Origin of the sequence: Kocuria sp. JC486, assembly GCF_011602805.1 — a bacterium.
Classification (GTDB): Bacteria; Actinomycetota; Actinomycetes; order Actinomycetales; family Micrococcaceae; genus Kocuria; species Kocuria soli.
Window position 1 is genome coordinate 59,338 of sequence record NZ_JAAOZS010000014.1, and the last position, 13,360, is coordinate 72,697.

10 protein-coding genes and 1 pseudogene are annotated in these 13,360 nt (G+C 66.9%); 9 read left to right on the plus strand and 2 right to left on the minus strand.

Annotated elements, in window-relative coordinates:
- Positions 1 to 3 precede the first annotated feature (3 nt).
- A complete protein-coding gene (locus tag GWK18_RS08645) occupies positions 4 to 1,026 on the minus strand; it encodes a LacI family DNA-binding transcriptional regulator (RefSeq protein ID WP_166834627.1) in 1,023 nt (340 codons plus the stop codon).
- 206 nt (positions 1,027 to 1,232) lie between these two features.
- Here GWK18_RS08645 and gabT point away from each other — a divergent pair, with 206 nt between their 5' ends.
- The 9 genes and pseudogenes from gabT to GWK18_RS08690 all read left to right on the plus strand — a co-directional run bounded on the left by gabT (position 1,233) and on the right by GWK18_RS08690 (position 12,471).
- Positions 1,233 to 2,576 carry a 4-aminobutyrate--2-oxoglutarate transaminase gene (gabT, locus tag GWK18_RS08650; protein WP_166834629.1) on the plus strand — a complete coding sequence of 448 codons (1,344 nt, stop codon included), beginning with the start codon at positions 1,233 to 1,235 and terminating at the stop codon, positions 2,574 to 2,576.
- Positions 2,551 to 4,191: an amidase gene (locus GWK18_RS08655; RefSeq protein WP_166834631.1), complete on the plus strand. Its 1,641-nt coding sequence runs from the start codon at positions 2,551 to 2,553 to the stop codon at positions 4,189 to 4,191. The genes gabT and GWK18_RS08655 overlap by 26 nt, the downstream gene beginning before the upstream one ends.
- A 106-nt stretch (positions 4,192 to 4,297) precedes the next feature.
- Positions 4,298 to 4,618, plus strand: coding sequence for a putative quinol monooxygenase (locus GWK18_RS08660; RefSeq protein ID WP_123825389.1), 321 nt, complete (start codon positions 4,298 to 4,300; stop codon positions 4,616 to 4,618).
- A gap of 96 nt (positions 4,619 to 4,714) precedes the next feature.
- Positions 4,715 to 5,671 carry a nucleoside hydrolase gene (locus tag GWK18_RS08665; protein ID WP_166834633.1) on the plus strand — a complete coding sequence of 319 codons (957 nt, stop codon included), beginning with the start codon at positions 4,715 to 4,717 and terminating at the stop codon, positions 5,669 to 5,671.
- Between the two features lies 1 nt (position 5,672).
- Positions 5,673 to 6,614, plus strand: a complete 942-nt coding sequence (locus tag GWK18_RS08670) for a ribokinase (RefSeq protein WP_166834635.1) — start codon at positions 5,673 to 5,675, stop codon at positions 6,612 to 6,614.
- Between the two features lie 56 nt (positions 6,615 to 6,670).
- The gene (gene pgm / locus GWK18_RS08675) at positions 6,671 to 8,305 is read left to right on the plus strand and encodes a phosphoglucomutase (alpha-D-glucose-1,6-bisphosphate-dependent) (protein WP_166834637.1); all 1,635 of its coding nucleotides are present in this window, start codon (positions 6,671 to 6,673) and stop codon (positions 8,303 to 8,305) included.
- Positions 8,306 to 8,555: 250 nt separating this feature from the next.
- The gene (locus GWK18_RS08680) at positions 8,556 to 9,530 is read left to right on the plus strand and encodes a hypothetical protein (protein WP_166834639.1); all 975 of its coding nucleotides are present in this window, start codon (positions 8,556 to 8,558) and stop codon (positions 9,528 to 9,530) included.
- Between the two features lie 310 nt (positions 9,531 to 9,840).
- Positions 9,841 to 11,710, plus strand: a pseudogene (locus GWK18_RS08685) (ribonucleoside triphosphate reductase).
- Positions 11,710 to 12,471 (plus strand): anaerobic ribonucleoside-triphosphate reductase activating protein, encoded by a 762-nt coding sequence (locus GWK18_RS08690; protein ID WP_166834641.1) that lies wholly within the window; start codon positions 11,710 to 11,712, stop codon positions 12,469 to 12,471. Before GWK18_RS08685 ends, GWK18_RS08690 begins: the two are co-directional and overlap by 1 nt.
- Before the next feature lie 67 nt (positions 12,472 to 12,538).
- Here the strand turns inward: GWK18_RS08690 and GWK18_RS08695 are convergent, their stop codons facing one another.
- Positions 12,539 to 13,183 (minus strand): response regulator transcription factor, encoded by a 645-nt coding sequence (locus GWK18_RS08695; protein WP_166834643.1) that lies wholly within the window; start codon positions 13,181 to 13,183, stop codon positions 12,539 to 12,541.
- Positions 13,184 to 13,360: the final 177 nt, after the last annotated feature.

A 13,360-nucleotide genomic window follows, 5' to 3' on the forward strand; every position in this document is an offset into this window, starting at 1 on the left:
ACCTCAGCTCTCGTGGTGATGTGGATCGATGGGTTGAGCACTGTCCGCCTCCGAGCCGGAGGGAAGTTTGAGGTGGGCCTCCAGGCGAAGTTCCTGGGATGAGGTCACGCCGGCCAGTTGGGTCAGGAGCATCTGAACAGCGGCGGTCCCCATGGAGTGGAGGTCCTGACAGATGAGCGGCAGCGAGGGTTGCAACAGCGCGAAGGGCGCGATGTCGTCGAAGCCGACGAACGGCAGATCTTGGACAGGCTTGACGCCGGCCGCGCGGCATTCCTTGAACGCGCCGATGGTCATGAGGGAGTCGGAGGCAAGGACGCCGTCCACGCCCCGCGCCAACAGCGAGCGCATTCCGAGCCGGCCTGAGTGCTCTTGGAAATCCCCGTGGGCGATTTCGATGTCGACCCCGGAGGCTGCAGCTGCGGCACGGAATTCAGCCAATCGCTCAACGCCCGTCGTCGTCTCCGAAGGCCCCGAAATGTAGCCGATCCTGTGAGCCCCCTGGTCCACCAGGTACCTCACGGCATCTGCGATGGCGTCTCGGGTGTCGGAAACGACGGCGGGGACCCCCATCCCAGGGATGGTGCGATCGAGAAACACCAGCGGTGTGCCGCTGCCCTGAAGTTCTCGCAAGGAGTCTCTGGCCGTGGAGAAGGGGGCCACAATGATGCCGTCCACGCGCTGGCGCCGCAGCACCGTGGCGTAATCGTGCATCTGTTGGGGGTCCTCGTCGGCGCTGCACAGCATGACACTGAGGCCCTCCGACCGTGCGCGCCGTTCCACCACGTGGGCGAGCTCGGCGAAGAAGGGGTTGCGGATGTCAGGGATCAACAACCCGATGGTGCGTGTGCGCTCCGATCGCAGAGAACCGGCCTGCGCATTCGGGACGAAGTTCAACCGACGGGCCGCCGCCAGAACACGCTCCCGCGTCGGCGCGGCAATGCTGCCGTTGCCGGAGAGCGCACGTGACGCCGTACCCAGCGAGACCCCGGCCTCGGCGGCGACGTCTTTGATCGTCGTGCGCGACATGTGCCCCTCCCCGGACCGAACGAACCGCCATTGGAAACGTTTCCAATGTGGACCGTACCACTCAGCTTCCGCTCTGGGAACTTTCCACCTTCTTCGGTTGCCACGACCGGAGTCGTGAGACGATGCCCACACAACTCCTCCTCGCCCCATCCCCCTGTGGCCCTTGAACGATCCAGATGCCGGGGCAGCGCACGAAAGGACTGTCGATGAGCGAGATCCAGTACCGGCTTCCGCAGAAGCGCGAGATCGTCACGGAGTTCCCGGGCCCCAGGTCCCAGGAGCTCTCCCAGCGGCGCACCTCCGTGATCGCGGCGGGTGTGGCGTCGTCGGTGCCGGTGTACGCGGCCGACGTCGACGGCGGTGTGGTGGTGGACGTGGACGGCAACTCGCTGATCGATTTCGGGTCGGGCATTGCCGTGACCACGGTGGGTGGCTCGGCCCCCAAGGTGGTCGAGAAGGTCAAGGACTCCGTGGAGCACTTCACCCACACGTGCTTCATGGTCACGCCGTACGAGGGCTACGTGGAGGTGGCCGAACGCCTGGCCGAGATCACGCCCGGCGACCACGCGAAGAAGGTGGCCCTGTTCAACTCGGGCGCGGAGGCCGTGGAGAACGCGGTCAAGATCGCCCGTGTGGCCACGGGTCGTGACGCGATTGTGGTCTTCGACCACGCCTACCACGGGCGCACCAACGTCACCATGGCCATGACGGCCAAGAACATGCCGTACAAGAACGGCTTCGGTCCGTTCGCCCCGGAGATCTACCGCGTTCCCATGTCCTACCCGTTCCGCGATCCGGAAGGCATGTCCGGCCCGGAAGCCGCCAAACGCGCACTGGAGATGGTCGACAAGCAGATCGGTGCGGCCAACGTTGCGGCCGTGGTCATCGAACCCATCCAGGGTGAGGGCGGGTTCATCGTCCCGGCCGACGGGTTCCTGCCCGCCCTGGCCGAATGGTGCACGGACAACGGCGCGTTGTTCATCGCGGACGAGGTGCAGTCGGGTGTGGCCCGGACCGGTGAATGGTTCGCCGTGGAGCACGAAGGCGTGATCCCGGATCTGATCACAGTGGCCAAGGGCGTGGCCGGCGGGATGCCGCTGTCCGCGGTCGTCGGTCGGGCGGAACTGCTGGACGCCGTGCACGGCGGCGGCCTGGGTGGCACCTACGGTGGCAATCCGGTGGCCTGCGCCGCGGCGATCGGCGCCCTGGACACCATCGAGGAATGGGATCTGAAATCCCGCGCCAAGCACATCGAGGCGGTGACCCACGCCTCCCTCGACTCGTTGGTGGACGGCACGGAGGTGGTCGGCGAGATCCGCGGACGCGGCGCCATGATCGCCCTCGAGTTCGTCCAGCCCGGCACCCGCGAACCCAACCCTGAGCTGGCCAAGGCCGTGGCCGCCGAGTGCCTGGCGCGGGGTGTGATCATCCTGACCTGCGGCACCCACGGCAACATCGTGCGCCTGCTGCCGCCCCTGACCATCACCGACGAACTGCTGCGCGAAGGCCTGGAGATCCTCTCGGATGCCATCGTCAAACACGGCAAGTGACGACCTTCTGACGGACGCCGTGGCGCTGCGGGACGCACTGCGCCACGGCAGGGTCACGGCCACGAAGATTGCGACGGCGGTCCGCGAGCGCGCCGTCACCGTGGAGAACCCCTCGTCCGGGCCCGGGCTCGGGGCTTTCGTGCACATCGAATCCGCCGCCTCCGTCCGGGACGCGGCAACAGTCCTGGACGCGCTACCCGCCTGGGCCCGTGGGCGATGGCACGGTCTGCCGCTCGCGCTCAAGGACCTCCAGGAGGTGGCGGGGCTGCCGACCACCCAGGGTTCCCGGGTCCTGGCGCCGGACGGTCCGGGTTCGGCGCCCACGACCCCGGCGGACGACGACGTCGCAGCCCTCCACCGCGCCCACGGCGCCTTGGTCTTCGCCAAGACCCAGGTGCCGGAGTTCGGGCTGAACTGTTACAGCGAGAACCTGGTGGGGGCGCCGTCGCGCAATCCGTTCGACCCGGAATGCGGGTCGGGTGGGTCTTCGGGTGGCCAGGCGGCGGCCGTGGCCGCCGGGGTACTGCCCGCTGCGGTCGGCTCCGACGGCGGGGGGTCGATCCGGATACCCGCTGCGGCCTGCGGACTGATCGGGTTGAAGCCGTCGCGCGGGCAGGTGCCGGTGGGCGACGCCCTGAACGATCAGGCGCAACTCGCGGTTCAGGGGCCGATCGCGCGGACCCCGGCCGATGCCGCCATGATCCTCGACGGCCTGACGGCCCGTGTTCCGTCTGCTACGGACGGCAATCGCCTGTTCCGCCCCACGGCAGCTCCCGGTGGGCACGCGACGTCGGACCCGTGGCACAACTCCGACCTCGACACCGTGGTGGGACCACCGGACGGTCGGTTCCGGACCGCCATCGAGGACACCTCCCCCGCGGCCGACGTCGTTCGCGGTGCTGCGGCTGGACGATTCCCCTGGGGCGAACGGCCGTTGCGCATCGGAGTCAGCACGGCCTCGGCCTTCGAGTCCGCGCATCCCACCCCCGTGTCTCCGGAGGCGATGTCCGCGCTGGCCACCGGAATCGATGCGCTGCGGGCCGCCGGGCACTCAGTCCAGGAGGCGGATCTGCGCTTCGACCCGCGCTACCCGGAGGCCTTCTTCGCACTGTGGACCACCTCGCTCGGCACCGCACGGTTGACCGGCGAGCAGGAGGGACTGCTCACCGGGCTGGCGAAGCACTACCGGCATGCGGCGCTGGAGCGATCGGCCGCCGAGTTGGCGGTCGCCATCCGCACGTTGCGGGAGATCGAAAAGGCGACGATCCAGGCCTGGGACGCCTACGACGTGATCCTGACCCCCGCTTTGGCCCAGACTCCACGTCCGCTGGGGTGGTGGTGGGAGGGATTCGACCCCGCCGATCCGGCCTCCGCCGCGCAGGACTATGAACGGCAGTGCCGCTATACACCCTTCACCTCGTTGATCAACGTGGTGGGGCTGCCCGCCGTCGTGCTGCCGACCACGTGGGAACGGTCCGAGTTCAGTGAATCGCGGGTCCCCATGGGGGTCCAGCTCATCGGGCGCCCCGGTGCCGACGTCGGGTTGCTGGCTTTGGCGGAGCAGGTACGGGGTCAGCTGGACGTCGGGCTCCCCGCGAGCGTTTCGACGTCGTAGCAATGGCCCGTCAGGGTGTGCCACGATCGGTGAGACGCCCGGTCCACGGACCACCGTTGACCCACATCAAGGCATGACCCACCGCGAACCAGAGGAGTGATTCCGCGTGATTTTCATCGTCGTGAAGTTTCCCGTGAAGCCCGAGTACGTCGACCAGTGGCCGGAGGTGGTGCGAGAGTTCACGGACGCCACCCGCGCCGAGCCGGGCAACAAGTGGTTCGACTGGTCGCGTTCGCTCGAGGACCCCTACGAATTCGTGCTGGTCGAGGCCTTTGACGACGGCGCCGCCGAAGCCCACGTGAACTCCGTGCACTTCGAGAAGATGACTCAGGAGTTCCCGGAGTACCTGCGCGCGACCCCCAAGATCATCTCCCGTCAGATCGAGGGCGACGACTGGGACGAGATGGGCGAACTGCAGATCGGCTGACCGCCGTCCCCACCGCCCCCGCCGACTTCGGGGTTGTTCCGCCTATTCGCCCCAATAGGCGGAACAACCCCGAAATCGGCGCACTAAGTTGGAGTCATGACCCGCAAAGTGATCATCGACTGCGACCCCGGGGTGGACGACGCCCTGGCCCTCATGCTGGCCCACGGCAGCCCCGAGCTGGACGTCCTGGCCGTGACGGTGTGCGGCGGCAACCAGACGTTGGAAAAGGTCACCCGCAACGCCCTGTCGCTGGCCGATGAGCTGGGTATGGACTGGATCCCGGTGGCCGCCGGAGCTGAACGCCCGCTGGTCCGCGACCCGCTGACCGCCGGACACGTGCACGGGGACACTGGCCTGGGCCTGGTGCAGCTCCCGGAACCTCGTCACCCCCTGGACGAGCGCCACGCGGTCGAAGTCATCGCCCAAACCGTCCTGTCCAACGCCCCCGGCGAGGTCACGATCATCGCCACCGGCCCGTTGACCAACCTGGCCTTGGCCATCCGGCAGTTCCCGCAGCTGGTCGAGCACACCCAGGAAGTCGTCCTGATGGGCGGCGGGGTCGCCACGGGCAACCTGACACCGGTCGCGGAGTTCAACATCGCCGTGGACCCGGAGGCAGCCCGGGCGGTGTTCACCGCGGGCTGGCCCGTGACCATGGTCGGCCTGGATGCCACCCACCAGGCGTTGGCGACCCCGGAGATCGAGGCTCGGTTCGCGGGCCTGGGCACGCGCCTGGGTGACATCGCCGTCGAACTGATCCGCAGCTACCGCGATGCCTACAAGCACAATCAGGCCTTCGAGAACCCGCCGTGCCACGATCCCGTCGCCGTTGCCCAGGTCATCGCGCCGGACCTGGTGCCCACGCGGCGTGCACCGGTGGACGTGGAGCTTCACGGCGAACTGACCACCGGACAGACTGTGGTCGACCTGCGCGGTCCGGCTCCCGAGGATTGCCCGACGGCGGTGGCCACCGGCCTCGACCACGCCGGCTTCTGGGACCTGGTGGTCTCCGCCGTGGAGAACCTGGGCGAGCCCGCACGAAAGGACGCCTGACATGCAGATTCACGCCGGTTCCGTGTGTGTGGTCGGCTCACTCAACGCCGATCTGGTGGTCCGCACGCAGCGTCATCCCAAGCCGGGTGAAACGCTCACGGGTGGCCCCCTGGCCATCGCCCCGGGCGGCAAGTCCGCGAACCAAGCGGTCGCCGCAGCCCGCCTGGGTGCGCAGGTTCGCCTGGTGGGCGCCGTGGGCGACGACGCACACGGCCACCTCCTCCTGGACGCCCTCCGCGCGGACGACGTGTCCACCGACCACATCCGCGCCCTGCCCGACACCCCGACGGGCACCGCTGTCATCACCGTGGCCGCCGACGGTGAGAACACGATCGTGATCTCACCCGGCGCCAACGGAGAGCTCCGTCCGGAATACATCCCCAATGCCGCCTTCGACGACGCAGGAGCCCTGGGTCTGACCTTCGAGGTCCCGGCCGCCACGGTCATCGCGGCTGCACAGCGCGCCCATGCCAAAGGCATTCCGGTCTTCCTGAACCCGTCCCCCTTCCGGATCCCCGAACCGGAACTCCTGGCCGCAACCGATGTGCTGGTGGTCAACGAACACGAGCTCGCCCAGGTGCTGGAGGCCTTCGGAGCCCCGGCGGACGGGTCCTGGCAGGAACGTGGAACCGCCCTGCGGAAGGCCACCGGGGTGCCGGCGTTGGTGGTGACACTGGGCGCGGAGGGCGCCGTCGTCATCCAATCGGGGCCACGGGGTGGTGACGGGAACGACGGCGCTCCCGCGGTCACAGAAGTCCCGGGCGTGAAGGTGCAGGCGGTGGACACCACCGGCTGCGGCGACGCCGTGCTGGGTGCGCTGCTGGCCACGACCTCGGGTGGCATGGGACTGGTCGAAGCCACCGAGGTGGCCATGCAGGTCGCAGCCCGGGCGGCCACCGTTGCCGGGGCGCAACCCTCGTACCCTCACGTGTCCGCAATGTGACGGGCAGTTGCGGCATCGAGGTGACCACGGTCACCTGCGTGACTACCGTTGGGGCCATGGCTAATCGCGCGGGCACCGTGGCCCTTCCCGAAGACCTTGTCGACATCGCCGAGCTCCTCGAGGCTTACGCCTCACGGGAACCGGACCTGAGCAATCCGGACCAGCGCGTGGCGTTCGGGACCTCTGGACATCGTGGCTCTTCTCTCAAGACGTCGTTCAACGACGCCCACATCGCCGCGATCACGCAGGCCATCGTGGAATACCGCGCGTCCCAGGGCACCACCGGCCCGCTGTTCATGGGCAAGGACACGCACGCTCTCTCCGACGTCGCGCAGGACACCGCGCTCCAGGTCCTGGCGGCCAACGGCGTTGACGTGCTGCTGGACTCCCGCGACGGCTACACGCCCACCCCGGCGCTGTCCCACGCAATCCTCAAGTACAACGCAGGACGGGACGCGGACCTAGCTGACGGCATTGTGATCACGCCGTCGCACAACCCGCCGGCGGACGGTGGGTTCAAGTACAACCCCACCCACGGCGGGCCCGCGGATTCGGACGCCACGGGGTGGATCGCCGACCGCGCCAACCAACTCCTGGAAGGCGGCAACGCCGACGTCAAGCGGCTGCCGCTCGAAGGGGCCCGCGCCGCCGAGACCACAGGAACCTTCGACTACCTGGACTCCTACGTCTCCGAGTTGCCGGAGATCATCGACCTGGATGCCATCCGCGAATCCAACCTGCACATCGGCGCGGATCCCATGGGGTCGGCGTCGGTGGAGTACTGGAAGGAGATCGCCTCCCGGTACGGGCTGAACATGGAGATCGTCAACCCGGACGTGGATCCGCAGTGGGCGTTCATGACCCTGGACTGGGACGAGAAGATCCGCATGGACTGCTCCTCCGCCAACGCCATGGCATCCCTGATCGGCAACCGGGACAAGTACGACATCGCCACCGGCAACGACGCCGACACCGACCGCCACGGCATCGTGACGCCCGACACCGGGCTCATGAACCCGAACCACTATCTGGCCGTGGCCATCGACTACCTCTACACGCACCGCGACGGCTGGAACCCGGATGCCGGCATCGGCAAGACGCTTGTGTCCTCCTCGATCATCGACCGGGTGGCCGAGTCCCTGGGGCGCAAGCTGGTGGAGGTTCCGGTGGGCTTCAAGTACTTCGTGCCCGGGCTGTTGGACGGGTCCATCGGCTTCGGTGGTGAGGAATCCGCCGGTGCTTCTTTCCTGCGCCGCGACGGATCGGTGTGGTCCACGGACAAGGACGGCATCATCCTCGCCCTGTTGGCAGCCGAGATCACCGCGGTCACGGGCAAGACGCCGTCCCAGCGCTATGCCGAACTGACTAAACAGTTCGGTGCGCCCGTCTACCAGCGCATCGACGCACCGGCCAACCGGGAGCAGAAGGCTGCGTTGAAGAAGCTCTCCCCGGAGCAGGTCACCGCCGAGACCTTGGCGGGCGATCCGATCACCGCCAAGCTCACCGAAGCACCCGGCAACGGCGAGGCGATCGGTGGCCTCAAGGTCACCACGGACAACGCGTGGTTCGCTGCCCGCCCGTCCGGTACGGAGGACGTCTACAAGATTTACGCCGAGTCGTTCGTCGGCGAGGAGCACCTCAAGCAGGTCCAGGAGGAGGCCAAGACGCTGGTGGATTCCGTCATCAGCTGACGGCAGTCCTTTCCCCTCCCCTTCCTCCGCCGCTCCCACCGTCCTTCCTCCCTCCGTCCTACCTCCCTCCGCCGACTTCGGGGTTGTTCCGCCTATTTGACCGAATAGGCGGAACAACCCCGAAGTCGCGTGAAGGGGTCTGCGGCGCTGGGGCTCCACAGGACGACGACGCCGGGGCGGCCCCGGCGGTTTCATACTGCACCGGGGATAACCGTGGGCGGGACCGCTGACCGGTGTGGTCGGCTGGGGCATGCCTCGTCGACCACACACCCCACCCGAGGACCTTCCGAACCGGAGTTTCTCGACCACCGAAGCACGTTCACTCGGGCTCACCGCCCACCACCTCGAAGGCCCTGGTTACCGCCAACTCACCCGTGGCGTGTGGATCCCCGCTCATCTGCAAACTCCGGCAGACCCGACCGAGCGCGTTCGCACACAACTCCACGGCCTGCTCGAGGCCAAGCACGACTGCGCGGCCAGCCATCTCACCGCTGCGCAGTTGCTCGGGCTGCGGCTCCCTGACGCACTGCGCAGGGACACGCGGCTCCACATCACCCGGCACAACGGGTACCGCCCGCCCGGTGGACACAATGTCCACGGCCACTGTGCCGAGCTGCCGCCCGAAGACCTGGTTTCGATGGGCGGCATCCTCAGCACCGGGCCCGCGCGGACCGCAATCGACCTGGCAGCCATGCGGGAACTCCGGTGGTTCCGGATCTCCGACGACGACCTGGTGGCGCTGCTGGACGGCATCATCTGCGAACACGCCAACGGACCGCTGGCGGGGTCCGAACCGATGCGAAGCCTGCCCGGGTTGTCCGCGGATCTTGATCGTATGAAAGGTAAGCGCGGCGTCCGCAGAGTTCGGCTTGCACTGCAACGGTGCGCGGTGGGAGCTGACTCGATGTTGGAAACCCGGGCAAGGCTTCTCCTTGCGCACTATGACCACACGACACCCTGGATCACGGACCACCAGCTTCAGGCGCCCGGACATCGAACGGTGTGGCCAGACCTGGCGGACATTGAACATCGGCTCAGCCTGCAACTGGACGGCCCGCACCACGACTCCCCCGAACAACGCCTCCGGGACATAGACCGACTACGCGCCACAGAAGCCGCCGGATGGACGGAGATCCGCGTGAGCTTCCGCGACCTCCAACCGATCGGCGCACAGCTGCCGGCCTTGATCCACCTGGTCCGGCAGGCCCGCCGTCGTCGCCAGTGACCCCCGTCCACCCGCCGAGTTCGGGGTTGTTCCGCCTATAGAGGCGAATAGGCGGAACAACCCCGAACTCGGCGGAGAGGGGAGTGGGAAATGCGGTGCGAGTGGCAACTTGGCAACCGGAGTCGATCGACGTCGTTCCGCATCAACCCGGGACCAAAAAGCACTACATGTTGTGTTGCTGAAACTGTGTGCACACCACATCTTGGGGTCGGAGATAGCTTCATTGAGCGCCCGGCATTCGGGCGTCGCCCTTCCCCGGCGGCACCGCAGCACCATCCAGCCGCCCCGACCCCCAAGAGAGGATGCCACTGTGTCGTCAACCCCCATCGACGCCGTTCACACCATCGAGGAGTACCTCAGCCAGTCGGACTGGCGCGTCAACGCCAACGCGAACCAGGGCTATTCGGTCGGCGGACTGATCCTGAACTCGGCGGGCAAGATGATCGCCAACTACTGGCTGGACCGGGTTTTCAGCCAGGAGGCGGGCCGCGCGCACCGCGACGGCGACATCCACATCCACGACCTGGACATGCTCACCGGATACTGCGCCGGTTGGTCACTGCGCCGCCTGTTGGAGGAGGGCTTCAACGGAGTGCCCGGTGCAATTGCTGCCAAGGCACCCAAGCACTTCTCCTCGGCCACCGGTCAGATCGTGAATTTCCTGGGCACGCTGCAGAACGAATGGGTCGGAGCGCAGGCATTCAGTTCCTTCGACACCTACATGGCGCCTTTCGTCCGGTTGGATGCGCTCAGCCATGACCAGGTCCGCCAGTACATGCAGGAGCTGATCTTCAATCTCAACGTGCCGAGCCGCTGGGGCTCCCAGTGCCCGTTCACCAATCTGACCTTCGACTGGACCTGCCCCGGGGACTTGCGCGATCAGCACCCGCTCATCGGTGAGGAGCTGTGCGACTTCACCTACGGAGACCTCCAGGTCGAGATGGACATGATCAACCGCGCCTACATGGAGGTCATGTCCGAAGGCGACGCCGACGGGCGCGTCTTCACCTTCCCGATCCCCACGTACAACATGACCAAGGATTTCGACTGGGACTCCGAGAACGCGGAGTTGCTGTTCTCCATGACCGCCAAGTACGGGCTTCCGTACTTCCAGAACTTCATCAATTCGGAGCTGGACCCGGGCATGATCCGCTCGATGTGCTGCCGACTGCAGCTGGATCTACGCGAGTTGCTCAAGCGCGGCAACGGCCTGTTCGGGTCGGCGGAACTCACGGGATCCATCGGGGTGGTCACCGTGAACATGGCCCGGCTGGGTCACCTGTACGCGGGGGATGAAGCCGGCCTGGTCACCGAACTGGATCGCCTGCTGATCGTGGGCAAGGACGTCCTGGAGCAGCGGCGCACCGTGGTTCAGCAACTGATCGACGGCGGGCTGTACCCCTACACCAAGCGGTACATGGGGCAGTTGAACAACCACTTCTCCACCCTGGGCGTGAACGGGATGGACGAGATGGTCCGCAACTTCACCGGGGACGCGCATGACCTCACGGATGAGGTCGGTCAGGACATGTCCTTGCGGATCCTCGACCACGTCCGCGACCGCATGGTTGAGTTCCAGGAGGGAACGGGCAACCTCTACAACCTGGAGGCCACGCCGGCGGAAGGGACCACGTACCGCTTCGCCAAGGAGGACCGCAAGCGCTTCCCCCGCGATCCTGCAGGCCGGGACGGACACGAACCCGTACTACACCAACTCTTCCCAGATTCCCGTTGCCGCGACCGAGGATCCGTTCCGCGCGCTCGAGCTGCAGGAGGCCCTGCAGTCCAAGTACACCGGTGGCACGGTGCTGCATCTCTACATGGGCGAGCGGATGAGTTCCGCACAGGCCTGCCGGGAACTGGTCCGGCGGTCTCTGACCCGGTTCCGCCTTCCGTACATCACGATCACGCCGACCTTCTCGATCTGCCCCAACCACGGTTATCTGGTCGGCGAACACTTCACCTGCGAGGAATGTGCCGCTGCCGATCCCTCCGCGGAGCCCGTGGTCTGTGAGGTCTGGACCCGGGTGATGGGCTACTTCCGCCCGGTCCAGTCGTTCAACATCGGCAAGAAGGGTGAATACGCGGAACGGACGTTCTTCACGGAGGACGCTGCCCAGCTGACTCCGTCATCGTCGCGGGTCCCGGCGATGGCGGCCTCAACGGTGCCGGGCATCTGATGCTCTCCACTGCCGCCACCGCGCACGAGGCAACTACAGGCACGGCTACGGCACTGGACCTGCAGATCGCGGGTCTTGTGCCGCTGTCCACGGTGGACATGCCGGGCCGCCTGGTGGCCACGGCCTTCTGCCAGGGGTGCCCATGGCGCTGCTTCTACTGCCACAACGCGGAGATCCTGGACCCCACGGTGGCGGGGACCGTCGCCTTCGAAGAGCTCGAGGACCTCTTACGACGACGACGCGGGTTGCTGGACGGTGTGGTCTTCAGCGGTGGTGAAGCCACGCGTCAAGCAGCTCTGATCCCGGCTGCCGAGGTAGTGCGGGACGCAGGATTCGACGTCGGACTGCACACCGGCGGGATGTACCCCTCGCGGATCAAAGCCCTGTTGGATGCGGGCGTCCTGAACTGGGTGGGCTTCGACCTGAAGGCCGACCCCGAGCGGTATTCAGATGTGGTCGGGGCCCCGGCGGCCTGGTGGAAGATCCGTCAGTCCTTGGAGATGATCCTGGCCACCGGGATCGAGTACGAGGTCCGTATGACCGTGACCCCGGAGATCGTCGATCATGTGGAGCCGGTCCTACGGGCCGCAATGGCCGTGGGCACCACGAACTTCGCACTCCGGCAGGCACACCCACCGGCCGCCACCGAGTCCGGGCGTGAACGTGCCTGGACGGATCCGGAGTGGGACGCCCGATTCACGGAACTAGCCGAACGAGCCGGCTCTATCGGCCTCCCCGAGGTGACCATCCGCCCTCGTTGACCTCTCCCCCTCCCCGAGTTCGGGGTTGTTCCGCCAATTGAGGCGAATAGGCGGAACAACCCCGCACTCACCGGATGATGCCGAGCTCGCGGGCCCGGACCACGGCTTCGGTACGCGAACGGACGTCGAGCTTGTCGAAGACATGCACCAAATGGGATTTGACCGTGGTCTCGGACAGGAAGAGTTCACGGGCAATGGCGGCGTTGGAATGCCCCATGGCCACCTGATGAAGCACGTCGAGCTCGCGCGGACTGAGTTTGGTCACGGGCATCCGTACACGCTCCATGAGGCGCGAGGTGACCGTCGGGGCCAACGCCGACTCCCCCGCCGCAGCCTTTCGAATTGCCATCAACAAATCATCGGGTGAGGCGTCTTTGAGCAGGTACCCGGAGGCCCCGGCCTCGATCGCTGCCAGAATGTCGGCATCGGTGTCGTAGTTCGTGAGGACCAGGACGTGCGGTGCCCCCGGTTGCGACCGGATCCGGGCTGTGGCCTCTGCGCCCTGCAGTGTTTCCGGGCTGTTCCCCAGCTGCAGGTCCATGAGCACCAGATCGGCCGGAACGTCCTGAACCAGCCGCAGGATCTGCTCACCGGAGGCTGCCTGGCCCACTACCTCGAAGCCGTCCGCCGTGTCCAGAAGCGCGGCGATGCCCGCCCGGACCACGGGGTGATCGTCGCACACCAGAAGGCGCAAGGTGGGGAAACTGTCCATGGCTTCGTTGTCCTCAATCGTGTGCAGGTGACGTGCGAACGGACTCGACGTCCGCCGTCGAGCCGCCGAGCCAAGCGGGTGAACTCTCAGCAATGCCTGTGGCGGGGGGTGCCTCTATGGTTTTCGTCAAGCCGCCAGAGCGACTGACGACGGCGCCGAAGGCGTGGTCGGGTCTTC

Bases quoted from the DNA above. Each gene is read 5' to 3' on its own strand.
- GWK18_RS08645 (WP_166834627.1), bottom strand. From the start codon at position 1,026: ATGTCGCGCACGACGATCAAAGACGTCGCCGCCGAGGCCGGGGTCTCG.
- gabT (WP_166834629.1), top strand. From the start codon at position 1,233: ATGAGCGAGATCCAGTACCGGCTTCCGCAGAAGCGCGAGATCGTCACG.
- GWK18_RS08655 (WP_166834631.1), top strand. From the start codon at position 2,551: ATGCCATCGTCAAACACGGCAAGTGACGACCTTCTGACGGACGCCGTG.
- GWK18_RS08665 (WP_166834633.1), top strand. From the start codon at position 4,715: ATGACCCGCAAAGTGATCATCGACTGCGACCCCGGGGTGGACGACGCC.
- GWK18_RS08670 (WP_166834635.1), top strand. From the start codon at position 5,673: ATGCAGATTCACGCCGGTTCCGTGTGTGTGGTCGGCTCACTCAACGCC.
- pgm (WP_166834637.1), top strand. From the start codon at position 6,671: ATGGCTAATCGCGCGGGCACCGTGGCCCTTCCCGAAGACCTTGTCGAC.
- GWK18_RS08680 (WP_166834639.1), top strand. From the start codon at position 8,556: ATGCCTCGTCGACCACACACCCCACCCGAGGACCTTCCGAACCGGAGT.
- GWK18_RS08690 (WP_166834641.1), top strand. From the start codon at position 11,710: ATGCTCTCCACTGCCGCCACCGCGCACGAGGCAACTACAGGCACGGCT.
- GWK18_RS08695 (WP_166834643.1), bottom strand. From the start codon at position 13,183: ATGGACAGTTTCCCCACCTTGCGCCTTCTGGTGTGCGACGATCACCCC.